The organism is Pseudomonas sp. LBUM1670 (genome assembly GCF_059695695.1).
Map to the genome: position 1 here is coordinate 1689580 of NZ_CP166783.1, position 25283 is coordinate 1714862.

22 protein-coding genes are annotated in these 25283 nt (G+C 58.2%); 8 read left to right on the forward strand and 14 right to left on the reverse strand.

Features of this window, described 5'->3' with window-relative positions; translation table 11 throughout:
- Positions 1–222 precede the first annotated feature (222 nt).
- Positions 223–852 (forward strand): hypothetical protein, encoded by a 630-nt coding sequence (locus tag ACA073_RS07760; RefSeq protein WP_497402772.1) that lies wholly within the window; start codon positions 223–225, stop codon positions 850–852.
- A gap of 211 nt (positions 853–1063) precedes the next feature.
- Here the strand turns inward: ACA073_RS07760 and ACA073_RS07765 are convergent, their stop codons facing one another.
- The 9 genes from ACA073_RS07765 to gcl all read right to left on the reverse strand — a co-directional run bounded on the left by ACA073_RS07765 (position 1064) and on the right by gcl (position 11640).
- The gene (locus ACA073_RS07765; protein WP_497402773.1) at positions 1064–1789 is read right to left on the reverse strand and encodes a hypothetical protein; all 726 of its coding nucleotides are present in this window, start codon (positions 1787–1789) and stop codon (positions 1064–1066) included.
- Positions 1790–1913: 124 nt separating this feature from the next.
- Complete coding sequence (locus tag ACA073_RS07770) at positions 1914–2909, reverse strand: sulfate ABC transporter substrate-binding protein (RefSeq protein ID WP_497402774.1); 996 nt, start codon at positions 2907–2909, stop codon at positions 1914–1916.
- Between the two features lie 197 nt (positions 2910–3106).
- On the reverse strand, positions 3107–3931 hold the full coding sequence (locus ACA073_RS07775) for an ion transporter (RefSeq protein ID WP_497402775.1): 825 nt from the start codon (positions 3929–3931) through the stop codon (positions 3107–3109).
- Between the two features lie 21 nt (positions 3932–3952).
- Positions 3953–4867 (reverse strand): urea transporter, encoded by a 915-nt coding sequence (locus ACA073_RS07780; protein ID WP_497402776.1) that lies wholly within the window; start codon positions 4865–4867, stop codon positions 3953–3955.
- Positions 4868–5057: 190 nt separating this feature from the next.
- Positions 5058–6473, reverse strand: a complete 1416-nt coding sequence (gene pyk / locus ACA073_RS07785; RefSeq protein WP_497402777.1) for a pyruvate kinase — start codon at positions 6471–6473, stop codon at positions 5058–5060.
- Complete coding sequence (locus tag ACA073_RS07790; protein ID WP_497402778.1) at positions 6463–7743, reverse strand: glycerate kinase type-2 family protein; 1281 nt, start codon at positions 7741–7743, stop codon at positions 6463–6465. Before ACA073_RS07790 ends, pyk begins: the two co-directional genes overlap by 11 nt.
- A 154-nt stretch (positions 7744–7897) precedes the next feature.
- Positions 7898–8791, reverse strand: coding sequence for a 2-hydroxy-3-oxopropionate reductase (locus tag ACA073_RS07795; RefSeq protein WP_497402779.1), 894 nt, complete (start codon positions 8789–8791; stop codon positions 7898–7900).
- 152 nt (positions 8792–8943) lie between these two features.
- On the reverse strand, positions 8944–9726 hold the full coding sequence (gene hyi, locus ACA073_RS07800; protein WP_497402780.1) for a hydroxypyruvate isomerase: 783 nt from the start codon (positions 9724–9726) through the stop codon (positions 8944–8946).
- 138 nt (positions 9727–9864) lie between these two features.
- Positions 9865–11640, reverse strand: coding sequence for a glyoxylate carboligase (gcl, locus tag ACA073_RS07805; protein ID WP_084320601.1), 1776 nt, complete (start codon positions 11638–11640; stop codon positions 9865–9867).
- 267 nt (positions 11641–11907) lie between these two features.
- On the opposite strand from gcl, the gene ACA073_RS07810 reads away from it, so the two are divergent.
- Together ACA073_RS07810 and ACA073_RS07815 are read left to right on the forward strand one after the other, a co-directional pair.
- Positions 11908–12348 (forward strand): GlcG/HbpS family heme-binding protein, encoded by a 441-nt coding sequence (locus tag ACA073_RS07810; protein WP_497402781.1) that lies wholly within the window; start codon positions 11908–11910, stop codon positions 12346–12348.
- 198 nt (positions 12349–12546) lie between these two features.
- A complete protein-coding gene (locus ACA073_RS07815; RefSeq protein ID WP_497402782.1) occupies positions 12547–13005 on the forward strand; it encodes an REP-associated tyrosine transposase in 459 nt (152 codons plus the stop codon).
- A gap of 109 nt (positions 13006–13114) precedes the next feature.
- Here the strand turns inward: ACA073_RS07815 and ACA073_RS07820 are convergent, their stop codons facing one another.
- Positions 13115–13723 carry a TetR/AcrR family transcriptional regulator gene (locus ACA073_RS07820; RefSeq protein ID WP_008026771.1) on the reverse strand — a complete coding sequence of 203 codons (609 nt, stop codon included), beginning with the start codon at positions 13721–13723 and terminating at the stop codon, positions 13115–13117.
- A gap of 134 nt (positions 13724–13857) precedes the next feature.
- On the opposite strand from ACA073_RS07820, the gene ACA073_RS07825 reads away from it, so the two are divergent.
- Positions 13858–14772 carry a DUF808 domain-containing protein gene (locus ACA073_RS07825; RefSeq protein WP_497402783.1) on the forward strand — a complete coding sequence of 305 codons (915 nt, stop codon included), beginning with the start codon at positions 13858–13860 and terminating at the stop codon, positions 14770–14772.
- A 189-nt stretch (positions 14773–14961) separates the two neighbouring features.
- Here the strand turns inward: ACA073_RS07825 and ACA073_RS07830 are convergent, their stop codons facing one another.
- On the reverse strand, positions 14962–15750 hold the full coding sequence (locus ACA073_RS07830) for an MlaA family lipoprotein (protein ID WP_497402784.1): 789 nt from the start codon (positions 15748–15750) through the stop codon (positions 14962–14964).
- Positions 15743–17041: a serine/threonine protein kinase gene (locus ACA073_RS07835; RefSeq protein WP_497402785.1), complete on the reverse strand. Its 1299-nt coding sequence runs from the start codon at positions 17039–17041 to the stop codon at positions 15743–15745. The genes ACA073_RS07830 and ACA073_RS07835 overlap by 8 nt, the downstream gene beginning before the upstream one ends.
- A gap of 226 nt (positions 17042–17267) precedes the next feature.
- On the opposite strand from ACA073_RS07835, the gene ACA073_RS07840 reads away from it, so the two are divergent.
- Positions 17268–17636 (forward strand): hypothetical protein, encoded by a 369-nt coding sequence (locus ACA073_RS07840; RefSeq protein WP_497402786.1) that lies wholly within the window; start codon positions 17268–17270, stop codon positions 17634–17636.
- Positions 17637–17757: 121 nt separating this feature from the next.
- On the opposite strand, the gene ACA073_RS07845 is transcribed toward ACA073_RS07840, so the two are convergent.
- On the reverse strand, positions 17758–19353 hold the full coding sequence (locus ACA073_RS07845) for a glycoside hydrolase family 17 protein (protein WP_497402787.1): 1596 nt from the start codon (positions 19351–19353) through the stop codon (positions 17758–17760).
- A 301-nt stretch (positions 19354–19654) separates the two neighbouring features.
- Here ACA073_RS07845 and ACA073_RS07850 point away from each other — a divergent pair, with 301 nt between their 5' ends.
- The 3 genes from ACA073_RS07850 to ACA073_RS07860 all read left to right on the forward strand — a co-directional run bounded on the left by ACA073_RS07850 (position 19655) and on the right by ACA073_RS07860 (position 22713).
- A complete protein-coding gene (locus tag ACA073_RS07850) occupies positions 19655–20506 on the forward strand; it encodes a glycine betaine ABC transporter substrate-binding protein (protein ID WP_497402788.1) in 852 nt (283 codons plus the stop codon).
- 240 nt (positions 20507–20746) lie between these two features.
- A complete protein-coding gene (locus tag ACA073_RS07855) occupies positions 20747–21058 on the forward strand; it encodes a DUF485 domain-containing protein (protein WP_008026759.1) in 312 nt (103 codons plus the stop codon).
- Positions 21055–22713, forward strand: coding sequence for a cation acetate symporter (locus ACA073_RS07860; protein WP_497402789.1), 1659 nt, complete (start codon positions 21055–21057; stop codon positions 22711–22713). Before ACA073_RS07855 ends, ACA073_RS07860 begins: the two co-directional genes overlap by 4 nt.
- A gap of 991 nt (positions 22714–23704) precedes the next feature.
- Here ACA073_RS07860 and gltA read toward each other — a convergent pair.
- Entirely contained in the window at positions 23705–24994 is a 1290-nt protein-coding gene (gltA, locus tag ACA073_RS07865; protein WP_392886569.1) for a citrate synthase, read from the reverse strand.
- Between the last annotated feature and the right edge of the window lie 289 nt (positions 24995–25283).

A 25283-nucleotide genomic window follows, 5' to 3' on the forward strand; every position in this document is an offset into this window, starting at 1 on the left:
GAGCAAAATGGAATGCGCGCAGGCTAAGCGGCCGGCCGGAACGGCGGAAGTGGGATTGGAGTGATAGTAATCATTCCTTTGCGGAATGAGTGACGCCGAGCTGTGTCGTGTGCCGATCAACCATGCGCCAGTATTTCGAGGTCCGATGATACATTCACATACATCTTGTTCGATAGCGTGCTTATGTTCTCTCTTCACGACTCATCATCGGAAGGCACTTTCATGAACGCGATGTTCCGTCACCTGATTCGCGGTGCTTCAGTTGTCAGCTTGATAGGCTTGTTCACCGCAGGTCTCGTCCAGGCGGCTGAAGCGCCGGGGATGCGCATCGGCGTGCGTGGCGAGATTACCGGGGTGAGCCCCGATAACTTGAAAGTCCACGCCAACAGTGGAGAGAACGTGGTCATTCACCTGACCAAGGACACCAAGGTCCGGGCCGTCACCCTGGCCAATATTGAAGACATCAAGCCCGGCAGTTACATCGGCTCGGCTGCCATTCCCCAGGAAGATGGCTCGCTGAAGGCGCTGGAAGTCCATGTCTTCCCACCGGAGCTGGCCGGCAGCGGCGATGGCCATCGACCGTTCGATCTGGCGAAGGGCAGCAGCATGACCAATGGAAGTGTCGGCGATCTGGTGGTCAGCAATGGCCGTGTGCTGACCGTCAACTACAAGGGTGGTCAGCAGAAGATTCTGGTGCCGGAGGATGTGCCGATCGTGAACCTGGTGCCGGGGGATCGCAGCTTGCTGAAAGTGGGCGTGAAGATCGTGACGTTCGTAACGCAAAGTGCCGACGGGACGCTGACGGCGCAGTCGATTTCGGCGGGCAAGGATGGCGTCACGCCGCCGATGTAGCTGCATGTCGCAGATCCAGTGGGAGCGAGCGGCCTCGCTCCCACAGTGGTTCTGTGGTGTGGCAAAAACTCCCAAAAAAAAAGGCGACGGTATGACTCACCCACACAGGTAACAAAACAGTTCAAGCACATAGGCAACAGTTTTTGCGCCAGCGATTTTCTGACCTTCAGGCGTTCTTTGAATAGTCCCTTTTAGGGTTCGACGAAATTATTTACTCAGTTTGTCGGCCAGGTTTCAGTATTTCATATAGCCAATAGATAAAAGAAAACACCATGCATACGGCTAGATAAATGAAAATTAAATAGTATTCTGCTACGCGAGCTGCCATGCCATTGAATTCTTTTGAATAGGAAATTGAGGCGGTTTGCTGATCCGACCCTATGCGGATAGCGTATTCGTCGAGTTTAGAATATGAAGTTGGAAACCAGGCCCAAAGCCTGTAGTGTCCTGCTTGTCTAATGGAGGAAATTTTATAGCGTCTGGTAAGTTCAGATACTTTAACTATTTCCTTTTTATCGTCCTCGATCATCAATAGGGCGTCCTGTGGTAAGTCAATGTAAATATCTTTTGCTATAGCGTCCCCATCATTTGATAACGATAAAAAAACCATTGTTTCATATCGGTTTATACCCGCGGCGAAGGGAGCGTTCCAAGGCCTGAGCACTCTGGTCCGGATTTCCTTGAAGAGTTTTTCGTTCTGCTCAAAATTAGATTGTGGGAAGTTTTCGTTTATGAATTTCGAAAGGTTGTCCGAATTTACAGACTCCTGAGTTGCGTTCATAAGCTCTTCGAATTGAGGAGGTAGATATGAGGTTTGTTTGGTAATCTCTGCGTTGAGTTTTGCATTAGGTGCAGATAAGGAAATGTAGAGAGTTGCTAAGGCCGTTGCGGACGCTATTACGCCGAAAATCAAGCCGCCAATTGTTTCTGCCTTCAATTGCTTTTCCTTTGCTATTTAACGGTTGGTGTCTGTTTGATGGTTATTTGTGTTTAACATGGGATTGTTTGTTTAAATGTAAAAAGACGACCCAAGGGTCGCCTTTTCATTTGGAACTAAAGATTTACTGAGCGTAAATCTGATCAAAAATCCCGCCATCATTGAAGTGAGTCTTCTGCACGGTGCGCCAGTCACCAAAGGTCTTCTCCACCGACAGGAAATCCACTTTCGGGAAGCGATCGGTGTATTTGGCCAGTACCGCCGGATCACGCGGACGCAGGTAGTTGGCGGCGGCAATTTCCTGACCTTCCGGCGACCACAGGTACTTCAGGTATTCCTCGGCGGCCGCGCGGGTGCCTTTCTTCTCGACCACTTTGTCGACCACAGACACCGGTGGCTCGGCTTCGGCGGAGACACTTGGGTAGATGACTTCGAACTGGTCACGACCAAATTCCCGGGCAATCATTTCCGCTTCGTTTTCGAAGGTCACCAGCACGTCGCCGATCTGGTTGGTCATGAACGTGGTGGTGGCGGCACGGCCACCGGTATCGAGTACCGGCGCTTGCTTGAACAGCTTGCCGACGAAGGCTTTGGCCTTGTTCTCGTCACCGCCGTTTTTCAGCACATAACCCCAGGCCGAGAGATAAGTGTAGCGGCCGTTGCCAGAGGTTTTCGGGTTCGGCACGATCACTTGCACGCCGTCCTTGAGCAGATCCGGCCAGTCTTTCAGGGCTTTCGGGTTGCCTTTGCGAACGATGAAAACAGTCGCCGAGGTGAATGGCGCGCTGTGGTTCGGCAGGCGGGTGACCCAGTTGTCCGGGACCAGTTTGCCGTTGTCCGCCAGGGCGTTGATGTCGGTCGCCATGTTCATGGTGATGACGTCAGCCGGCAGTCCGTCGATCACGGAGCGCGCCTGTTTGCTGGAACCGCCAAAGGACATCTGCAGAGTGATGTTTTCGTTGTGCTCGGCTTGCCAGTGTTTCTGGAACGCAGTGTTGTAGTCCTTGTAGAAATCTCGCATCACGTCGTAGGAAACGTTGAGCAGGGTCGGTGCAGCCTGAGCCACGCTGGTCAGGGCCAGGCCAGCGGCCAGAAGTGAGGCGCCAAAGAGTTTTTTCACTGCGCAGTCCTTGTTCTATTTTGTAGGGGCTGCCGGAGGCTGCGATCTTTTGATGTTGCTCTGAAAAGATCAAAAGATCGCAGCCTCCGGCAGCTCCTACGGATTAGTTGTCAGTCGTTAAAAGAGGTGTTGCCACCGTTTTGCCAGCGACTATAACCGGGCGCTCATAGTCCTTTAAAGATTAAAAAGCACTTTGCTTATTCCAGTTTCTTGAACAGTGCATTGCCGCACCGAGAGCAAAATGCGGCGCCATGCTCGTGGCTGTTTTTCTTGCACACCGGGCAATCGTGTTGCAACTGTTCGCCGCGCATGGCGTTGGCCAGCTCAGCGGTGAAAATCCCCGTTGGCACCGCGATGATCGAGTAACCGGTGATCATCACCAGCGACGAAATCACCTGACCCAGCGGGGTCTTGGGCACGATGTCGCCAAAGCCTACGGTGGTCAGCGTCACGATAGCCCAGTAAATGCCTTTGGGAATGCTGGTAAAGCCGTGCTCCGGGCCTTCGATCACATACATCAGGGTGCCGAATACCGTCACCAGCGTGCAGACGCTGACCAGAAACACCACGATCTTCTGCTTGCTGCCGCGCAGCGCCGACATCAGATAATTGGCTTGTTTCAGATATGGACTGAGCTTGAGCACGCGGAAAATCCGCAGCATCCGAATGATCCGGATAATCAGCAAATACTGCGCATCGGCGTAATACAGCGCGAGGATGCCGGGCACGATCGCCAGCAAATCCACCAGCCCGTAAAAGCTGAACGCGTAACGCAAGGGCTTCGGCGAACAGTAGAGCCGCAGGCCATATTCGATGGCGAAGATAACGGTGAAGCCCCACTCGATGTACGCCAGCACGTCGGCGTAGTTCTGGTGGATCGTGTCGATGCTGTCGAGCATCACGATCACAATGCTGGCGAGGATGATCAACAACAGAATGCCGTCGAAGCGCCGTCCGGCCTTGGTGTCGCTCTGGAAAACCATGACGTAAAGCTCTTCACGCCAGTTTTTGCTGCTGTCCATGGAAAACGCCTGAATCGGGAATCAGCGAAGCCTAGGGTGATTCTCCTCTCGAGTGCAAGGCGTATGGGCGACAGCGGTCTTGCCGAGCATTTGAACAACCGTGCGGATCAGCCAACAGGCGAGGATGAACGGCGCGGTCAGCGTTGGCAGACCGATGGCGGCAAACACCGGCGTCAGCAACAGCGTTGATGCGATGCCGGCCAGCGGCAGCCATGGCTGCTGGCGCAGCGAGCTGAAGGCGAGGGCGGCGAGTATGGCGTTATAGCCACCGAGGCCGATCAATGCGGTATAGAAGTCGTGATGCAGCATGCTCCAGCCCATGCCCGCGACAGACGCCAACAATGCCCAGCAGAATGCGCGGCGATCAGCGATCAGCAAACCCACGGCAATCATCGCACCGGCCAGCGGATGACTGAGGAACATCACCTGACCGAAGCCTTTCAGTGGTGCGGCGAGCACGTTCAGCGTATTGATTTCGATCAAATGCGCTTTTGTCGAGGGTGTGGCGAAGCACAGCAGCAACCAGCCCAACCCCACGAAGGGCGCCGTATAGGCAGGCAGGTAGTGGCTGACCCGGACGCGTTTGAGCCATTGCTGAGTGAGCATCGCACTCAGGCCTCCCGCGGCAATGATCAGCGGCGGCAACAGCGCGGACCAAGGGAAATACAGGCTCAGCAGCAAGCCGAGGAGGACACCGTTGTAACTGAACAGCCCGGCCTGACGATCGGCCTTGGCGTAGTTGCGACGTTGTGCGGTGAGCAGGCCGGCGACACCGCCCAGCAGGGCGCCTCCGAGCAGGGTTGGCGCGGTAAAAAGAATGGCGAGCAGGCACAGCAGGCCAAACAGCGGATGGCGCTGGAGGAAGATCTGGCTGAAACCGTTGAGCAGGGCTGTCGCCCAGTCGGGGCAGTGGGTGTTGAAATGGTTGGCAGGCATGATGAAGTCTAGGGGCAGAGGAAAATCCAAGTTCTTGCATAAACTTTGTGGCGAGGGAGCTTGCTCCCGCTGGGCTGCGAAGCAGCCCCAATTCGGCGAATGCGGTTTTTCTGTTGGAACCGTCATGCCAAAGCGACGACTGCTACGCAGCCGAGCGGGAGCAAGCTCCCTCGCCACAAAAACGCGTTTGCTAAATCAATGTTTCGATACGCAAGGAGTTAGTCGACCCAGGCTGCCCAAATGGCACACCCGCCGTGATCAATAAAGTGTCCCCGCGCTGCGCCATGCCCTGCGCCTGCGCAATTTCCAGCGCCGTCGAGCACACTTCATCCACTTGCCGCAGTCGATCATTCACCACCGAGTGCACGCCCCACGCGACCGTCAAGCGGCGAGCCGTCTGCAGGTTCGGCGTCAGGTTCAGAATCGGCACCGTCGGCCGTTCCCGCGCCGCACGCAGGCTGGAAGTGCCCGACTCGCTGTAGTTCACCAGCACCGCCACCGGCAGCACATTACTGATGCGCCGGATCGCACAACTGATCGCATCGGAAACAGTCGCCTCAGCCTTCGGTCGGCTCACGTCCAGTTGCGTCTGATAGTCCGGACCGTTTTCCACCTGGCGAATGATTTTGCTCATCATCTGCACGGCTTCCATCGGGTACTCGCCGGACGCGGTTTCCGCCGACAGCATCACCGCATCCGCCCCTTCGGCCACGGCGTTGGCCACATCGGTGACTTCGGCGCGGGTCGGCGCCGGGGAGAAACGCATCGACTCGAGCATCTGCGTCGCTACCACCACCGGTTTACCCAGCTCGCGGCAGATGCTGATGATGTTTTTTTGAATCTGCGGCACGCTTTCGGCTGGCACTTCGACGCCGAGGTCGCCACGAGCAACCATGATCGCGTCGCTCAATTCAGCGATTTCCCGCAGCTGAGAGAACGCTGACGGCTTCTCGATCTTGGCCATCAAAAACGCTTTGTCGCCGATCAGTTCACGCGCTTCGCGAATGTCTTCCGGGCGCTGCACGAACGACAGTGCGACCCAGTCCACACCCAGCTCCAGGCCGAAACTCAAGTCGCGACGATCCTTGGCGGTCAGCGGGCTCAGTTCCAGCACCGCTTGCGGGACGTTCACCCCTTTGCGGTCCGACAACTCACCGCCATTGAGCACCGTAGTGTCGATGGCGTCGGCGTATTGGGTGACCACGCGCAGACGCAGTTTGCCGTCGTCCAGCAGCAGGTCCATGCCCGGCTCCAGCGCGGCGATGATTTCCGGGTGCGGCAAATTAACGCGACGTTGATCACCCGGCGTCGGGTCCAGGTCCAGGCGCAGGGTTTGGCCGCGATGCAGTTGCACCTTGCCTTCGGCGAACTTGCCGACCCGCAGTTTCGGACCTTGCAGATCCATCAGAATGCCCAAGGGGTAATTCAGCTGACGCTCGACTTCACGAATCCACTGGTAGCGCTGGGCGTGGTCGGCATGATCGCCGTGGCTGAAGTTCAGGCGGAAAATGTTGACCCCGGCCTGTACCAGCTCACGGATGTCTTCGAGGCCTTTGGTGGCCGGGCCGAGGGTGGCGAGGATTTTGACCTTTTTATCAGGCGTCATGTTCAGGGCTCTCGAGAATCAGAATGGCGCGGAAGTCGTTGACGTTGGTGCGGGTCGGCTCGGTGACGATCAGTGCGTCCAGCGCCGCGAAATAGCCGTAGCCATTGTTGTTGTCGAGTTCGTCGCTGGCGCTCAGGCCGAGTGCAGCGGCGCGGGCGTAACTGTCCGGGGTCATGATCGCGCCGGCGTTGTCTTCGGAACCGTCGATGCCATCGGTGTCACCGGCCAGCGCGTAGACGCCACGCAGGCCTTTGAGGCTGTCGGTCAGGCTGAGCAGGAATTCGGCATTGCGTCCGCCACGACCATTGCCGCGCACGGTGACGGTGGTTTCGCCGCCCGAAAGGATCACGCACGGCGCAGCCAATGGCTGGCCATGCAGGACCACTTGCCGCGTGATGCCGGCGTGAACCTTGGCAACTTCGCGGGATTCGCCTTCGAGGTCACCGAGGATCAATGGGCTGAAGCCGGCCTGACGCGCTTTCACCGCTGCGGCTTCAAGCGACTGTTGTGGACGGGCGATCAATTGGAAATGACTGCGCGCCAGGCTCGGATCGCCGGGTTTGACCGTCTCCGATTCCGGGCTTTGCAGCCAGTTGCGCACGGACGCCGGGACGTCGATGCCATAGCGTTTGAGGATCGCCAGCGCTTCGGCAGAGGTGCTCGGGTCGGCCACGGTGGGGCCGGAGGCGATGACCGTGGCGAGGTCGCCCGGTACATCGGAAATCGCATAGGTGTAAACAGTGGCAGGCCAACAGGCTTTGCCGAGACGACCACCCTTGATTGCCGAGAGGTGCTTGCGCACGCAGTTCATCTCGCCAATGGTCGCGCCGGATTTGAGCAGGGCTTTGTTGATTGATTGCTTGTCGGCAAGGGTGATGCCGGCAGCGGGCAGGGCCAGCAATGCCGATCCACCGCCGGAGAGCAGGAAGATCACGCGGTCGTCTTCGTTCAGGTTGCTGACCAGCTCCAGCACGCGTTTGGCGACGGCCAGACCGGCAGCATCCGGCACCGGGTGCGCGGCCTCGACCACTTCGATTTTTTCGCACGGGGCGCCGTGACCGTAACGCGTCACCACCAGACCGGACACTTCACCCAGCCAGCAGCGCTCGACCACCTGGGCCATGGCGGCCGCGGCTTTGCCGGCACCGATGACGATCACTCGACCGCTGCGATCGGCGGGCAAATAGGCTTCGAGGACGTGCTGCGGGTGGGCTGCGTCGATGGCAGTGGCAAACAGCTCGCGCAGGAATTGTTGTGGATCGACCGACATGGCGGGCTCCCGGATATTCTTGTTATTTGAAGGGCAACTCGGTTCCCTGTGGGAGCGGGCTTGCTCGCGAAAGCGGCCTGACATTCAACACATAGGTTGACTGACACACCGCCTTCGCGAGCAAGCCCGCTCCCACATGGGATTTGTGCAGGGCTTACTTCTTATCGCGAATCGAGAAATTCGCCATGTGCTCCAGGCCCTTGATCAGCGCCGAGTGGTCCCAGTTGCTGCCACCGATGGCCGCGCAGGTGCTGAACACTTGCTGGGCGTTGGCGGTGTTCGGCAGGTTGATGTTCAGCTCTCGGGCGCCTTGCAGGGCCAGGTTCAGGTCCTTCTGGTGCAGGCTGATGCGGAAGCCCGGGTCGAAGGTGCCTTTGATCATGCGCTCGCCGTGCACTTCGAGGATCTTCGACGAAGCGAAACCGCCCATCAGCGCTTCACGCACCTTGGCTGGATCGGCACCGTTTTTCGAGGCGAACAGCAGGGCTTCGGCGACGGCCTGGATGTTCAGCGCCACGATGATCTGGTTCGCCACTTTCGCGGTTTGCCCGTCGCCGTTACCGCCGACCAGGGTGATGTTCTTGCCCATCGCCTGGAACAGCGGCAATGCGCGTTCGAAGGCGTCGGCGTCGCCACCGACCATGATGCTCAGGCTCGCAGCCTTGGCCCCGACTTCGCCGCCAGACACGGGGGCGTCGAGGTACTGCGCACCTTTTTCGTTGATTTTGGCGGCGAATGCTTTGGTGGCGGTGGGCGAGATCGAGCTCATGTCGATCACGATTTTGCCTTTGCCGACACCGGCCGCGATACCGTCGGCGCGGAACAGTACGTCATCGACCTGCGGGGTATCCGGCACCATGACGATGATGAATTCGGCTTCTTGCGCGACTTCCTTCGGGTTCGCCAGGGCGATGGCGCCTGCGGCGACCAGATCGGCAGGCGCGGCGTCGTGGTGCGCCGACAGGAACAGGCTGTGACCGGCTTTCTGCAGGTTCAACGCCATTGGGTGGCCCATGATGCCGGTGCCGATAAATCCGATTTTAGCCATGAGAAATTCCTCTTGTTTTTGTCTTGCTCAAGCAAATAGGGGAAAGCTTTTGGTGGGAGCGGGCTTGCTCGCGAATGCGGTGGGGCAGGCAACATCCATGTTGAATGTCACACTGCATTCGCGAGCAAGCCCGCTCCCACAGGGGATCTGTGTCAGATCGCGTTATGGGTTTTGAGCCAGCCCAGACCCGCTTCCGTAGTGGTCAGCGGCTTGTATTCACAGCCAACCCAACCCTGATAACCAATGCGGTCCAGATGTTCGAACAGGAAGCGGTAGTTGATTTCACCGGTGCCCGGTTCGTTGCGCCCAGGGTTGTCGGCCAACTGGATGTGGTTGATCTCGTCCAGGTGCGCGGCCATGGTGCGGGCCAGGTCGCCCTCCATGATTTGCATGTGGTAGATGTCGTATTGCAGGAACAGATTGGCACTGCCGACCTGTTCGCGAATCGACAGGGCTTGCGCCGTGTTGTTCAGGTAGAAACCCGGGATGTCGCGGGTGTTGATCGCTTCCATCACCAGTTTGATGCCCGCCGCTTGCAGCTTGTCGGCCGCGTACTTGAGGTTGGCGACGAAGGTTTTCTCCACGGTGGCATCATCGACACCTTGTGGACGAATGCCGGCCAGGCAGTTGACCTGGGTGTTGCCCAGCACTTGCGCGTAGGCGATTGCCAGATCGACACCGGCGCGGAACTCTTCAACGCGGTCCGGCAGGCACGCGATACCGCGTTCACCCTTGGCCCAGTCACCGGCCGGCAGGTTGAACAGCACTTGGGTCAGGCCGTAGGCGTCGAGCGTGGCTTTGATTTCGGCGGAACTGAAGTCGTAAGGAAACAGGTACTCGACACCACTGAAGCCGGCCTTGGCGGCCGCTTCGAAACGGGCGAGAAAATCCTGTTCGGTGAACAGCATGGACAGGTTGGCTGCGAAACGCGGCATGGTGGTCTCCCGTAAATGTGTGAGCCCCCTTGTGGGAGCGGGCTTGCTCGCGAAAGCGGAGTTACATTCAGCATCCATGTCGACTGACACTCCGCTTTCGCGAGCAAGCCCGCTCCCACACGGGGGAACGATCAGCAGTTAATCGAGCAACGAAATCGCAGTCGGCGCATCGTTGCCGACCAGCGCCAGGTCTTCGAATTCGTTGACCGCGTTGATCTCGGTGCCCATGGAAATGTTTGTCACACGCTCCAGAATGATCTCGACGATCACCGGCACCTTGAACTCTTCGATCAGTTCCTGAGCCTTGCGCAGGGCAGGCTGGATCTGAGCCGGTTCGAACACACGCAGCGCCTTGCAACCGAGGCCTTCGGCGACCGCGACGTGATCGACACCGTAACCGTTGAGTTCCGGAGCGTTCAGGTTGTCGAAGGACAGCTGCACGCAGTAGTCCATGTCGAAACCGCGTTGAGCCTGACGAATCAGCCCCAGGTACGAGTTGTTTACCACGACGTGGATGTACGGCAGCTTGAACTGCGCGCCCACCGCCAATTCCTCGATCATGAACTGGAAATCATAGTCGCCCGACAGTGCCACGACCTTGCGGGTCGGATCCGCCTTGACCACGCCCAGCGCTGCCGGAATGGTCCAGCCCAACGGGCCGGCCTGACCGCAGTTGATCCAGTGACGCGGCTTGTAGACGTGCAGGAATTGCGCGCCGGCAATCTGCGACAGACCGATGGTGCTGACGTAGCAGGTGTCTTTGCCGAACACCTGGTTCATCTCTTCGTAAACGCGTTGCGGCTTGACCGGCACGTTGTCGAAGTGAGTCTTGCGCTGCAGGCTGGCTTTCCGCTGCTGGCAGTCTTGCAGCCAGGCGCTGCGGTTTTTCAGTTTGCCGGCGGCTTGCCATTCGCGAGCGACTTCGATGAACACGGTCAGCGCGGCAGCGGCGTCGGACACGATGCCCAGGTCCGGGGTGAACACGCGGCCGATCTGAGTGCCTTCGATGTCGACGTGAATGAACTTGCGGCCTTCGGTGTACACGTCGACCGAACCGGTATGACGGTTGGCCCAACGGTTACCGATGCCCAGCACCACGTCGGATTTCAGCATCGTCGCGTTGCCATAACGGTGCGAGGTTTGCAGACCGACCATGCCGACCATCAACGGGTGATCGTCGGGAATGGTGCCCCAGCCCATCAGGGTCGGAATCACCGGGATACCGGTCAGCTCAGCGAACTCCACCAGCAAGTCACTGGCGTCGGCATTGATGATGCCACCACCGGCTACCAGCAATGGGCGTTCGGCCTGATCGAGCAGGGCCAGGGCTTTTTCCACCTGAACGCGGGTCGCGCTCGGCTTGGCCAATGGCAGCGGCTGGTAGGCATCGATGTCGAATTCGATTTCGGCCATCTGCACGTCGAACGGCAGGTCGATCAGCACCGGGCCTGGGCGGCCGGAGCGCATTTCGAAGAAGGCTTTCTGGAAGGCGTAAGGCACCTGGCCCGGTTCCAGAACGGTGGTTGCCCACTTGGTCACTGGCTTGACGATGCTGGTGATGTCGACTGCCTGGAAGTCTTCCTTGTGCATCCGGGCGCGGGGTGCCTGGCCGGTGATGCACAGGATCGGGATCGAGTCGGCCGAGGCGCTGTAGAGCCCGGTGACCATGTCAGTACCGGCAGGGCCGGAGGTGCCGATGCACACGCCGATGTTGCCGGCCTTGGTGCGGGTGTAGCCCTCGGCCATGTGCGAGGCGCCTTCAACGTGGCGAGCGAGGACGTGATCGATGCCACCGACCTTCTGCAAGGCGTTGTACAGCGGGTTGATCGCGGCGCCCGGGATGCCAAAAGCGGTATCAACCCCTTCACGGCGCATCACCAGAACGGCGGCTTCGATTGCTCTCATTTTGCTCATGGTTTTGTGCCTCTTACGTTTTGTAATTGTATACAAGTGGCTTTGCGCAGAGTGTATTCACGGCGGACGGCGCAGGTCAATCCATTTTCTCAAGCGGTTGTTTCATTCGTCGGAAGCCTGTTCTGCTGTGGCTTTTCGTCGCATGCGGCGCTTTTCGAGAATTATTGTATACAAAATAATTATTCATTGTGTTCTATTTGTTGCAGCGGACTGCGGCGCAAGCGCGCAGTCCATCCGCTTTCCCTATAACAAAATGAGGACGGCACCATGAGCGCTTTAACCTTGAAAGTGGCAGTCAACCTGACCAGTCAGGCCATCTCCGCCGCGCGTGCAATTTCCGCGGCCCCGTTGACCATTGCCGTGCTGGATGCCGGCGGGCATTTGCTCTCGCTGCAACGCGAAGACGGCGCCAGCCTGCTGCGACCGCAAATCGCCATCGGCAAAGCCTGGGGCGCCATCGCGCTGGGCAAAGGCTCACGCCTGCTCGCGCTGGACGCCCAACAACGTCCGGCGTTTATTGCAGCTTTGAACAGTCTGGGGCAGGGCAGTGTGGTGCCGGCACCGGGCGGTGTGTTGATCCGGGATCAGGACGGGAATGTGCTGGGCGCGGTGGGCATCAGCGGGGATTTGTCTGATGTTGACGAGCAGTGTGCGATCAATGCGATCGAGGCGTTGGGGTTGCGGGCGGATGCGGGGGTGACTGCTTGATGTTTTTTGTTGATTGATCTGCCGCTTTCGCGAGCAAGTCCGCTCCCACACTGGATTTGTGTACAACGCTGATCCACTGTGGGAGCGGGCTTGCTCGCGAAGGCTATCTCCCAGACACATCCAGCTAAAAGTCTGTCGCACAACTATCTGTTCTGAGGTCTAGCCTTTCGATGACTTAATCATGAAAGGGGCAAAGGAATGCCTGAGCTGTCAGCTTCACACCGGCTGCGCATCGGCCGTTATGCCGAGCAAAACCGCATCTATCTTCTGACTGCCAATACGCTTAAGCGGGAACCTGTTTTCAAGGATTACACCTTGGGCAGATTGGTCGTTCACCAATTCAAGCAAGCACAGGAGCAAGGGTTTGCTGACTCCTTGGCCTTTGTTGTCATGCCTGACCATTTTCACTGGTTAATCCAGCTACAAAGAGGATCGCTGGGACAGCTGATGTGCCAGGCCAAATCCTTGAGTACTCGATCAATCAATGCGGCGGCTGGCAGGGCAGGCAGTTTTTGGCAGCAGGGTTTTCATGATCATGCGTTGCGGCGGGATGAAGATTTGGTGAAGCTTGCTCGGTATGTTGTCGCCAACCCGTTGCGGGCGGGGCTGGTGGAGAAGCTAGGCGACTATCCGTTGTGGGATGCGATTTGGGTTTGAGCTGAAACCGGGTTGCCTTCTTCGCGAGCAAGCCCGCTCCCACAGGGGATTTGTGAACACAGGAGATCCAATGTGGGAGCGGGCTTGCTCGCGAAGGCCGCGCCGCGGACTACCTGTCCGGCTCACACCCTTTAAGCACCAACCGAATAATCGTCTGCGCCGCCGCTTCATAATCCTCTTCATCCAGCTTGGCCTTGCCGGTAATGGCGGTGATCTGCCAGTCAAAGTCGGCGTAGGTCTGCGTGGCGGCCCAGATGCTGAACATCAGGTGGTTGGGGTCGATGGGGGCGATCTGGCCGCGGTCGATCCAGGTCTGGATGCAGTCGATGTTGTGTTTCGCCTGGCTGTTCAGTTGTTCGACCAGGTCGGCGCTCAGGTGCGGGGCGCCATGCATGATTTCGCTGGCGAACACCTTCGAGGCGAAGGGCAGGTCGCGGGAGATGCGGATTTTCGAGCGGATGTAGCCGCTCAGCACTTCACTGGGTACGCCGTCGGCGTTGAACGGCGTCGAGGCCTGCAGGATGGGCTCGATGATGCTTTCCAGAACCTCGCGGTAGAGGTTTTCCTTGGATTTGAAGTAGTAGTAGACGTTGGGCTTGGGCAATCCCGCCTTGGCTGCGATGTCACTGGTTTTGGTCGCAGCGAAGCCCTTGTCGGCAAATTCTTCACTGGCGGCACGCAGGATCAGTTCTTTGTTGCGCTCGCGGATTGTGCTCATAAACCAGGTGGTTCCTTGCCTGTTCTGGCGGTTGCGCATGGTAGCACCGGCCTCGCGCGGCGCTCAAGAATGCCCCGTGCGGCGCTCGGCCACGCTATGCTGCCCAGCATTCATTCCAGAAGGACACCTGATCCATGGCAGGAAGCAGTTTACTGTTGCTGATCGACGACATTGCCGCCGTACTCGACGACGTGGCGTTGATGACCAAAATGGCCGCCAAGAAAACCGCCGGCGTGCTCGGTGACGATCTGGCGCTCAACGCCCAACAGGTTTCCGGGGTGCGTGCCGAACGGGAAATTCCGGTCGTGTGGGCGGTGGCCAAGGGCTCGTTTCTCAACAAGCTGATCCTGGTGCCGTCAGCGCTGGCGATCAGTGCGTTCATTCCGGTGCTGGTCACACCGTTGCTGATGGTGGGCGGCGCCTACCTGTGCTTCGAAGGTTTTGAAAAACTCGCGCACACATTCCTGCACGGCAAGGCTGAAGACCAGGCCGAGCATGCGGAGCTGGTCGAGGCCGTGGCCGATCCGGCAGTCGATCTGGTGGCGTTCGAAAAGGACAAGATCAAAGGTGCCATCCGTACCGACTTCATTCTCTCGGCAGAAATCATCGCCATCACCCTCGGCACCGTGGCAGACGCCTCACTGACCCAGCAGGTCATCGTACTGTCGGGCATTGCCATCGTCATGACCATCGGCGTCTACGGCTTGGTGGCCGGCATCGTCAAGCTCGATGACCTCGGTCTGTGGCTGACCCAAAAACCTGGCCAGATGGCCAAAAGTATCGGCGGCGGGATTTTGCGGGCGGCGCCGTACATGATGAAAAGCCTGTCGGTGATCGGCACGGCGGCGATGTTCCTGGTGGGTGGCGGGATTCTGACCCACGGCGTACCGGTGGTTCATCACTGGATTGAAAGCGCCAGCGCAGGGGCGGGCGGTGCCGGGTTTATCGTGCCGACGTTGCTGAATGCGGTGGCGGGGATTGTGGCGGGTGCGGTGGTGTTGGCGGGTGTGATGGTTGTCAGCAAAATCTGGAAAGCGCTGAAAAGCTGAAGCCGAGCACTATTCAAATGTGGGAGCGGGCTTGCTCGCGAATGCAAAGTGTCATTCAGCAGATAAGTTGACTGATCTACCGCATTCGCGAGCAAGCCCGCTCCCACAGTTGATTTGTGGTGTTTGAAGTTCGCGCATGAAAAAGGCCATTCGACTCCCATCGAATGGCCTTTTTTGTTGCCGACGGAATTACTCGGCAATCTGCAACTTACGCGACTCGGTGTACACGTATCGCACTTTCTCGTATTCGAACGGCGAGTTCAGCTGGCCATAACGGAAGCCGGTCTGGTTGCGCCTGTCGATACTGCGCAACACCCAGACTTCAGGATGGTTGGAGCTGACTTCGGCGACGTTCAGGAAGTTGATCGCCGACTCGGCGGTGAAGTCCACGGCCAGGCCGCCGGTGTCGCGGATATTGGAAGGGCCGAGGATCGGCAGCACGAAGTAGGCGCCGCCCGGTACGCCGTAGAAACCGAGCGTCTGGCCGAAGTCTTCGCTCTGGCGCGGCAGGCCCATGGCGGTGGCCGGGTCCCACAGGCCAGCGATGCCGATGGTGGTGTTGAGCAGCAGGCGCGCGGTGGTTTCCATCGAGCGCTTGCCTTTGAACTGCAGCAGGCTGTTCATCAGGTTCGGCACGTCGCCGAGGTTGTTGAAGAAATTGCTGACGCCGGTGCGCAGGAAGCTTGGCGTGATGTAGCGATAACCGTCGACCACTGGCAAGAACACCCATTGGTCGAAGCGATAGTTAAAGTGATACACCCGGCGGTTCCACTCTTCCAGCGGGTCGTAGACGGCCAGCGCGCTGAGTGACGAGCGTTCGAACTCGCGCTGATCCAGGCCCGGGTTGAATTTCAATTTGCTTAACGGCTCCTTGAAACCGTCATTGTCGATGACAACCGGGGCGTTGGCTTTGCTGTTGTCGGCATTGGCGACGCCTGCACAGAGTAACGCTGCGATGAGCAGGAGGTATTTAGCCACGGAAGAACTCCAGCATGGCGTCGCTGTTGACGCGGTAGTTAAGGTTGCCGCAATGGCCGCCCAGTGGATAAACAGTCAAGCGGTCGCCGAAGGTCTTGCGCAGAAAGCCGAGGTCCCCAGGACCGAGAATCACATCGTCAGCATTGTGCATGACCGCGATTTTCGGGCTCTCGTGCAGGTAATCCTTCAAGGCATACAGGCTGACCTGGTCGATCAGTTGCAGCAGGCTGCCGCCGTCAGTGCGCGCGCGCCACATCGGGATCACCTGTTCAGTGAGGTAGCAGTCGAAGTCGCATTGCAGTGCACGCTTGAGGTACGGCGTGAGACTGGTGCCTTCTGTGATGGGCGTTTTCGGTGGAGTGATCAGGCCGCGACGGTTGATCAGGTCCGAGGTAAAGGCGATGTCGGCGGCCGAGAAGCGGAACGAGGTGCCGATCAGCATGGCCATCTGTTCGTTGCTCAGGTGCTGCTTGGACTGCTGGAAGTCATAGAGCAGGGCATCGTTGAGGTCGATGTAGCCTTTTTGCTGGAAGTATCGGGTCAGTTTGTCCAGCACCAGTTCATAGAACGTGGTGGTGTTGTTGATGCCCTTGACCTCTGTCTGGACGAGTCTGTCCAGGTTGGTGATCGAGGTGTAGAGGTTGACCGGCGGGTTGAGCAGCAAGACTTTCTTGAAATTGAAACTGCGGCGGGTTTCGTCCAGGTGCGCGACGAATGCGGCGTCCAGTGCACCCAGGCTATAACCGGTCAGGTAATAATCGGTGACGGGCAGTTGCGGATTTTGCGCCCGCACGGCTTGCATCACCCGGTACATGTCTTCGGCGTCATCCTTGGTGATACCGGGTGTGGCAAAGCGTGAAGCGGCACTCATGAAGTCGAAGCTGGTGGGCGACGACAGTTGCACCACGTGGTAGCCGGCCTTGTAGTAGAGCTTTTTCAAATATTCATTAAGGCTGCTGTCATAGCGCGCGCCAGTGCCGGAGATCAGGAAGATCAGGGGTGCGGCTTTATCCTGGGTGGCGATCCGGTAGGTGAGTTTCTTCACCGGCCAGAAGTTGTCCGGCAATTCGAATTCACGCTCCGGGCGCAGCGTGACGCTGCGGTCCGACTGATTGATGTCTTCGTCCAGCGGCAATTCCGGACGCAGGTCCGGCGGTGTCGTCGCAATGGTTGCCTCGAACGGATTGGTCAAGGGGTAGCCATAACTGGCGGCGTCGATATCGACCGCCAGTGCGGACGCACTCAAAATAAGGCCGCCAAACAGGGCGGCGAAGCGCAAGGAACGGAGCATGACTAGATCCCTTAGAGAGAAAGGTGTCGAATGAAGTTCGCAGGCTATGACCACGGGGGTTGCGCCAAAGTGCCATGCCTCGGCACCAAACAGGCCTGATTTCGGAGTAATGGTAGCTGGACGATACACTTTGCAGCGATTTCATGACTATTTATCTGTTTTGCGCGTTTGTTTACCGCTGTAGGGGGATTAAGCTGGCCGCCGTTTTCGTTTATTGGAGTGCTTCATGTCCCGCCGTCTGCCCGTGATTCTGCTGCTCGTTTTACTGCCTTTATGGCTGGCCGCCAGTTATGGCGCGCGTTATGGCTTCATGGAGGATGCGCAGTGGGTCGGTCTCTGCGTTGACGACGCGAGTCGCTGGGAATGCCTGGTCCGTTCGAACCTGGGTCTGATGATTCATTTCAAGGTATTGGGCTGGGCGGCCCTGGCGGCAGCGGTGATTGGCTTTGTGTTGCCGGGCCGGGCAGGGTGGTGGTTGGCGGTGCTGGCGCTGGTGTTTGGGTTTCCGGCGCTGGCGTTGTACAACACGACGATGGCGGTGTTTGCGGTGGTGATTGCTGCTTTGCGTCTGGTCCGGGCGTCTCGTAGCGCCTGATAGTCAGTCTTCGCGAGCAAGCCCGCTCCCACAGGATCTTTGTCGTACACAAAATCTGTATTCGCTGAAGAACCTGTGGGAGCGGGCTTGCTCGCGAAGAGGCCATCAGCCGCGCTGAAGATCAGCCCTTGCGAACCCGAAAACTGCGCCACAACGCCGCCACCATCAACACACTCACCAGCGCCCAACCCCAGGCCTGCTGGTTCTGCAAACCTTCGCGATACAACTGCGGCGCAATGCCAGCACCGATGATGAAGGTCAGCAGGGCAATCTCTCGACGTGGCACGCTCACCGGACGGCACAGGTAAACCAGCGCTGGCAGGATGAACGCTACGCTCGGAAAGCTGCGATAACGCGGATCGAACACCAGCTCCAGCATCATCACCGCCGCCGCAAAACCTGCCACCGCCAGCAACCAGCCCGCCCGACGCTCCAGCACATTGAAGGCCCGCCCACGCCAGCCCGTGCGAGCACTCAACGTCAGCGCTGCATGCGCCAGCACCAACAGATTCAAACCCGTCAGCAAGGCGACCCACAACCATTCGCTGGCAAACCGTGTGGTCACTCGCGCCAAATCGCCCCACGCGCCAATCGAGCAGGCCGCCAGCGCACCCAGCAGTGGCAGGACCAATGCCGCACGGGTGCTGCGTACGCGTCCGCCAAGGATCAGCGTGCCGAGAAAAATCACTCCCCCCACCGCCAGCCATTGCGACCAGTACGGCACGTTCGACACCAGCCCCGTCAGCACGCCCTTGTCCTGGCGATCAGCATCAAACAGCCCCCAGTAACCGCCGACCGCCCCTTCACTGGCGCGTTTCCAGGGTTGGTCGAAGGCTTCGATCAGGTTGTAATGCCAGCCTTGCTGCTCGGCCATGATGACAAACCCGCGAATGAATTTGGCTTCGTTAGCCCGGCTCGGCACAGCGGTCATGCGCTGACGGCCTTCGCTTGGCCAGCCTGTTTCACCAATCATCACGTCTTTGGGCGCGAACATTTTGCCGAACATCTGACGCACTGCGGCGACCTGCATCAGGGCGACGTCGATATTCGCAGGGTGGTCCTCCCAATACGGCAGTAAATGGATGGTAATGAAGTCGACCGCTGGAGCGACTTCCGGGTGCTTTTGCCAGAACTCCCAGACGTCGGCGTAAGTGACGGGTTGTTTAACGTGGCTTTTGACTTTATCAATAAGCTTCACCAGCTGAGCACCGGTAACTTCCTTGCGCAACAGGGTTTCGTTGCCGACGATCACCGACGTCACCACGTCCGCGTTGGCGTTGGCTGAGGCAATCAGCAAGTCGACTTCTTTCTCGGTGTCCACCGGATTGCTGTTGACCCAGGCGCCGATCATCAACTTCAGACCATGCTTGCGCGCGAGATCGGGCAGGGCCTCGAGGCCGGTCATGGAATAGGTGCGGATGCATTCGAAGCGAGTGGCCAGCAGGGCGAGGTCGGCGTCCATGCGCTCGGGGCGCAACTTGAACGGCTGATCGAACGGCGATTGGTCTTTGTCGAATGGGGTGTACGAGGCGCATTGCAACTTGTGCGTCGCGCTGGCCACATCCGGCAGAATCACCGGTTTTCCGAGTCCGTACCAAAAACCGCCGAGGGCAAAAAGCCCCAGCAGGCAGGCAAATAAATAAGCAAAAAAAGGAAAGCGCGATGTCACGGGCATGGTCAGGCCGTCTGGGAGCAAAGCCGCGCATGTTACCTGCAATTGCCCCGCGCTTGGTGGCCTGCATAATTTTGACATGCAAAGTTCGGGCGGATTGGCGGGAGCATTAGAGGTGGTCGTAATTAATGGCGTTCTGATGTCGTTTCTCGATGCCTTGAGGTCGCTGACAGCACAGGTTCCGGATGGCGTCAGGTTGATTATCGAGGCGTCAGTACCCTCATTGATAAATCGGGCTGATGATCGAACGAGTTTGCGGTGAGGCGTGATGGGGGCGCTGTGCACCATAACAATACGTTGACGCGACTCGGCACCCGTCGAGCGCAGCACTTTCGGGGAAGTAACGATGAAGATGCGACGACTTTTAGGCGCAGGTGCCGCTTTGGTGCTTGCGATCGGTTCGACAGTAGCCAGTGCCGATAGCAAAACCCTGAACATTGGTTACGTTGACGGCTGGTCTGACAGTGTTGCGACCACCTTCGTGGCGGCCGAGGTGCTGAAGCAGAAGCTGGGTTATGACGTGAAGCTGCAAGCGGTCGCGACCGGGATCATGTGGCAGGGTGTCGCCACTGGCAAACTCGACGCGATGCTGTCTGCGTGGCTGCCGGTAACGCACGGCGATTATTGGACCAAGAACAAGGACCAGGTTGTCGACTACGGTCCGAACTTCAAGGACGCGAAGATCGGCTTGATCGTTCCGGAGTACGTCAAGGCGCAAAGTATTGCCGACCTGAAGACCGATGACACCTTCAAGAATCGCATCGTCGGTATCGACGCCGGTTCGGGCGTGATGCTCAAGTCCGATCAGGCAATCAAGGACTATGGCCTGGACAATTACACCCTCAAGGCAAGTTCCGGCGCTGGCATGATTGCCGAGCTGACCCGTGCCGAGAAGAAAAACGAATCGATCGCCGTCACCGGTTGGGTGCCGCACTGGATGTTCGCCAAGTGGAAACTGCGCTTCCTGGAAGACCCGAAAGGCGTATATGGCGCAGCTGAAACCGTAAACAACATCGGTAGCAAAGGCCTGGAAGCCAAGGCGCCGGAAGCGGCCAAATTCCTGAAGAATTTCCAGTGGGCGTCGAAAGACGAAATTGGCGAAGTCATGTTGGCGATTCAGGACGGCGCCAAACCTGAAGCCGCTGCGAAGGATTGGGTCGCCAAGCACCCGGAGCGCGTTGCCGACTGGACTAAGTAACAGCAAGGATCGCTTTCCCTGTGGGAGCGGGCTTGCTCGCGAAGGCGGTTTGTCAGTTAACTGAGATGTTGACTGACAAACCCCTTTCGCGAGCAAGCCCGCTCCCACACTCGTTTCTACATGCTGGGAAATGGTGATTCTGTCATGTCGTTCTAATACTAAGGTCGTCTGGAACCTGCCCCGCAGCCGCATAGAGTGGATACCGTTCCAACATTAATCTGTGCTGCGAGGATAAAAACAATGAACGACAGCATTTACCTCTCGATTCAAAACAGCCCGCGCTTCAAGGAGCTGGTCAGTAAGCGAGAAAGGTTCGCCTGGATTCTTTCGGCGATCATGCTTGGGCTTTACTCCGGATTCATCCTTTTGATCGCTTACGGGCCGCATATTCTGGGCGCGAAAATCAGCCCTGAGTCATCGATAACCTGGGGTATACCGATCGGTGTCGGGCTGATTGTTTCAGCCTTCATCCTGACCGGGATCTATGTTCGACGCGCCAATGGCGAATTCGACGACCTGAACAATGCGATTCTCAAGGAGGCTCAGCAATGATCCGGCGTCTAATGGCTCTTTTGAGCATCGCAGCCTTCGCACCTGGCGCCTGGGCGGCTGACGCCCTGACGGGCGCGGTGCAGAAACAACCCCTCAACGTTTCCGCAATTCTGATGTTTGTTGCTTTCGTCGGCGCGACCCTGTGCATCACCTACTGGGCGTCCAAACGCAACAAGTCGGCGGCCGACTACTATGCAGCTGGCGGCAAGATCACCGGCTTCCAGAACGGTCTGGCGATTGCCGGCGACTACATGTCCGCGGCGTCCTTCCTGGGTATTTCCGCCCTGGTGTTCACCTCCGGCTACGATGGCCTGATCTACTCGATCGGCTTCCTGGTGGGCTGGCCGATCATTCTGTTCCTGATCGCCGAGCGCCTGCGTAACCTGGGTAAGTACACGTTTGCCGACGTGGCGTCCTACCGTCTCGGGCAAACCCAGATTCGCTCGCTGTCCGCTTGTGGTTCGCTGGTGGTGGTGGCGTTCTACCTGATCGCGCAAATGGTCGGCGCCGGCAAGCTGATCCAGCTGCTGTTCGGCCTCGACTATCACGTTGCCGTGATCCTGGTCGGTATCCTGATGTGCATGTACGTATTGTTCGGCGGCATGCTGGCGACCACCTGGGTGCAGATCATCAAAGCTGTGCTGTTGCTGTCCGGTGCCTCGTTCATGGCGCTGATGGTAATGAAACACGTCAACTTCGACTTCAACGCACTGTTTTCCGAGGCGATCAAGGTTCACCCTAAAGGTGAAGCGATCATGAGTCCTGGCGGTCTGGTGAAAGATCCGATCTCCGCGTTCTCCCTGGGGCTGGCACTGATGTTCGGTACCGCTGGCCTGCCGCACATCCTGATGCGCTTCTTCACCGTGAGTGACGCGAAAGAAGCTCGCAAGAGCGTGCTGTATGCAACCGGCTTCATTGGTTACTTCTACATCCTGACCTTCATCATCGGCTTTGGCGCGATCCTGCTGGTCAGCACCAACCCGGTCTTCAAAGATGCGGCTGGCGCGCTGTTGGGCGGCAACAACATGGCGGCGGTGCACCTGGCCAACGCGGTAGGTGGCAGTATCTTCCTGGGCTTCATCTCGGCGGTAGCGTTCGCGACCATTCTGGCAGTGGTTGCCGGTCTGACCCTGGCCGGTGCTTCGGCGGTGTCCCATGACCTGTATGCCAGCGTGATCAAGAAAGGCAAGGCCAACGAGAAGGACGAGATCCGTGTCTCGAAAATCACCACCATCGCCCTGGCGGTGCTGGCGATCGGTCTGGGCATTCTGTTCGAAAGCCAGAACATCGCGTTCATGGTGGGCCTGGCGTTCTCCATCGCGGCGAGCTGTAACTTCCCGGTGCTGCTGCTTTCCATGTACTGGAAGAATCTGACCACGCGCGGTGCGATGATTGGTGGCTGGCTGGGTCTGGTCAGTGCCGTAGGCTTGATGATCCTTGGGCCAACCATCTGGGTGCAGATCCTGCATCACGAGAAGGCGATCTTCCCGTATGAATACCCGGCGCTGTTCTCGATGATCATTGCGTTTGTGGGGATCTGGTTCTTCTCGGTCACTGACAAGTCGACGGCTGCGGATAATGAGCGGGCGTTGTTCTTCCCGCAGTTTGTTCGTTCGCAGACGGGGCTGGGGGCGAGTGGGGCGGTTTCGCACTAAGGCTTCGAAATTGTTTGTGTAAGTTGGGTTAAACAGAAATGCCCCGGTCGAGAGATCGGGGCATTTTTTGTTGGGTGGTTATCGCCCTTTGTAGGAGCGAGGCTTGCCCGCGAAAGCTATGTCATGACTAGCCGGGCTATTTTGATTGTGTACATATCCATTCCTGCGGTAACGGCTGCTGGCGGTTTCGCCCTTACGGCGAGTCCCTTTTCCAAACGCCGAAAAGGAACCAAAAGGCTTTGCCCCTGACGTCCGGCCCTTCGCCTAGGCTCAGGGTTCCCTCGCTCCGGCCCTGCTCCGTGGGCCCGCCGCGATCGGCCATCCCTGGCCGTGCGCGGCTAACCCGGCATCCATGCCGGGTTGCCCACTACGCAGAACCTGCGCTCGGCCTTCCGACGGGGCAGATCAAGATCAAAAGCCAAAGCAAAGCAAAGCAAAGCAAAGCAAAAGCAGAGCAGATACCCATCTTGCGCCGGACAAAAATTCAAATGTGGGAGCGGGCTTGCTCGCGAATGCGGTTTGGTATCCGCCATTGATGTCGACTGACACGGCCCCTTCGCGAGCAAGCCCGCTCCCACAGTGGATCGGCGTACGGCTGTCGCTTTTCACCAATCATCAGGTCGAACGTTAGCTCGCCTGCAGCTTTTGATCTTGCGGTGTACGCCCCCTCGAGAGGCCGAGTGGAGGTTCTGCGCAGTGGGCAACCCGGCATGGATGGCGGCGGGCCCACGGAGCAGGACCGGAGCGAGGGCATGCCGAGCTTAGGGGAGGCACCGAACGAAAGGGGCAAAAGCGCTTGGTTACTTGGCGCTCTTCCAAGTGACTCGCCGTAAGGGCGAAACCGCCAGCCGCCGTTACCGAAGAAACGGATTTGCACGCAACCAAAGAGCCAGTCGGCCCTAAGGCCGCTGAGACACCACAAACAAAAACGGCCTCTATTTATTTAGAGGCCGTTCCCGTTACAACTCAAGACGTTATCGCAAGACAGGTCTTATTTGCGGTCTTCCAGCTTGGTGATATCACGCGACTCGTAGCCAGTGTACAGCTGGCGCGGACGGCCAATCTTGTACGGGCTGGAGAGCATTTCTTTCCAGTGGGAGATCCAGCCGACAGTCCGCGCCAGAGCGAAGATCACGGTGAACATGCTGGTTGGAATGCCGATCGCCTTGAGGATAATCCCCGAGTAGAAGTCGACGTTCGGGTACAACGAGCGCTCGATGAAGTACGGATCGGTCAGAGCGATCTCTTCCAGGCGCATGGCCAGTTCGAGTTGCGGATCGTTCTGGATGCCCAGTTCCTTCAGCACTTCGTCGCAAGTCTGCTTCATGACGGTAGCGCGAGGGTCGCGGTTCTTGTAAACCCGGTGACCGAAGCCCATCAGCTTGAACGGATCGTTCTTGTCCTTGGCCTTGGCGATGAACTTGTCGATGTTCGAGACATCGCCAATTTCATCCAGCATGGTCAGAACGGCTTCGTTCGCGCCACCGTGGGCAGGGCCCCACAGTGCAGCGATGCCGGCGGCGATACAGGCGAACGGGTTGGCACCCGAAGAGCCGGCCAGACGCACGGTGGACGTCGATGCGTTCTGCTCGTGGTCGGCATGGAGGATGAAGATCCGGTCCATGGCCTTGGCGAGTACCGGGCTGATCGGTTTGATCTCGCACGGGGTGTTGAACATCATGTGCAGGAAGTTTTCCGCGTACGTCAGGTCGTTGCGCGGGTACATCATGGGTTGGCCCATGGAGTACTTGTAAACCATCGCTGCCAGGGTCGGCATCTTGGCAACCAGACGGATCGCGGAGATTTCGCGATGCTGCGGGTTATTGATGTCGAGGGAGTCGTGGTAGAAGGCCGAAAGGGCGCCGACTACGCCGCACATGACGGCCATCGGGTGGGCGTCGCGACGGAAGCCGTTGAAAAACGTCTTGAGCTGCTCGTGAACCATGGTGTGGTTCTTCACGGTGCTGACGAACTGGGCCTTCTGTTCTGCGGTCGGCAATTCGCCGTTGAGCAGCAGATAGCAGGTTTCCAGGTAGTCCGACTTTTCAGCCAGCTGTTCGATCGGGTAGCCGCGGTGTAGCAGAATGCCGTTGTCGCCGTCGATATAGGTGATCTTCGACTCGCAGGAAGCGGTCGACATGAAACCAGGGTCAAAGGTGAAACGGCCCGTGGCCGTCAGGCCCCGAACATCGATAACATCGGGACCAACGGTGCCGGTTAAAATGGGCAGCTCGACGGGGGCAGCGCCCTCGATGATCAACTGCGCTTTTTTGTCAGCCATGTGGCCTCCTATTTATGCTTGAAATCATCAGACAGACCCCCCACGCAGGGCCCGCACCACTATAGTGGGATAAATTCGAATGTCAATTTGCCTAAAGTCTTGCTCCAGAAGGCTTTAACCGGACTTTTTCCTCGAAATTGACTGCCATTTACGCCTTTTATCAAACTTGTGCAATCAGCTATTTGGGGAAGGCGAACGCGTTGTCATTAGTAGCCTAACTGTCTATACTCGGCCACCGACCGCCAGGGGCTTTTGGGCCTGCTTTATTGGGGGTCGCATCCCTGGGTGG

Coding starts and splice junctions, on each gene's coding strand:
- ACA073_RS07820 (WP_008026771.1), bottom strand. CDS start 13,723: ATGAGCACAATCCGCGAGCGCAACAAAGAACTGATCCTGCGTGCCGCC.
- ACA073_RS07825 (WP_497402783.1), top strand. CDS start 13,858: ATGGCAGGAAGCAGTTTACTGTTGCTGATCGACGACATTGCCGCCGTA.
- gltA (WP_392886569.1), bottom strand. CDS start 24,994: ATGGCTGACAAAAAAGCGCAGTTGATCATCGAGGGCGCTGCCCCCGTC.
- ACA073_RS07815 (WP_497402782.1), top strand. CDS start 12,547: ATGCCTGAGCTGTCAGCTTCACACCGGCTGCGCATCGGCCGTTATGCC.
- ACA073_RS07780 (WP_497402776.1), bottom strand. CDS start 4,867: ATGCCTGCCAACCATTTCAACACCCACTGCCCCGACTGGGCGACAGCC.
- ACA073_RS07775 (WP_497402775.1), bottom strand. CDS start 3,931: ATGGACAGCAGCAAAAACTGGCGTGAAGAGCTTTACGTCATGGTTTTC.
- ACA073_RS07760 (WP_497402772.1), top strand. CDS start 223: ATGAACGCGATGTTCCGTCACCTGATTCGCGGTGCTTCAGTTGTCAGC.
- ACA073_RS07850 (WP_497402788.1), top strand. CDS start 19,655: ATGAAGATGCGACGACTTTTAGGCGCAGGTGCCGCTTTGGTGCTTGCG.
- ACA073_RS07835 (WP_497402785.1), bottom strand. CDS start 17,041: ATGCTCCGTTCCTTGCGCTTCGCCGCCCTGTTTGGCGGCCTTATTTTG.
- ACA073_RS07855 (WP_008026759.1), top strand. CDS start 20,747: ATGAACGACAGCATTTACCTCTCGATTCAAAACAGCCCGCGCTTCAAG.
- pyk (WP_497402777.1), bottom strand. CDS start 6,473: ATGACGCCTGATAAAAAGGTCAAAATCCTCGCCACCCTCGGCCCGGCC.
- gcl (WP_084320601.1), bottom strand. CDS start 11,640: ATGAGCAAAATGAGAGCAATCGAAGCCGCCGTTCTGGTGATGCGCCGT.
- ACA073_RS07860 (WP_497402789.1), top strand. CDS start 21,055: ATGATCCGGCGTCTAATGGCTCTTTTGAGCATCGCAGCCTTCGCACCT.
- ACA073_RS07840 (WP_497402786.1), top strand. CDS start 17,268: ATGTCCCGCCGTCTGCCCGTGATTCTGCTGCTCGTTTTACTGCCTTTA.
- hyi (WP_497402780.1), bottom strand. CDS start 9,726: ATGCCGCGTTTCGCAGCCAACCTGTCCATGCTGTTCACCGAACAGGAT.
- ACA073_RS07795 (WP_497402779.1), bottom strand. CDS start 8,791: ATGGCTAAAATCGGATTTATCGGCACCGGCATCATGGGCCACCCAATG.
- ACA073_RS07790 (WP_497402778.1), bottom strand. CDS start 7,743: ATGTCGGTCGATCCACAACAATTCCTGCGCGAGCTGTTTGCCACTGCC.
- ACA073_RS07810 (WP_497402781.1), top strand. CDS start 11,908: ATGAGCGCTTTAACCTTGAAAGTGGCAGTCAACCTGACCAGTCAGGCC.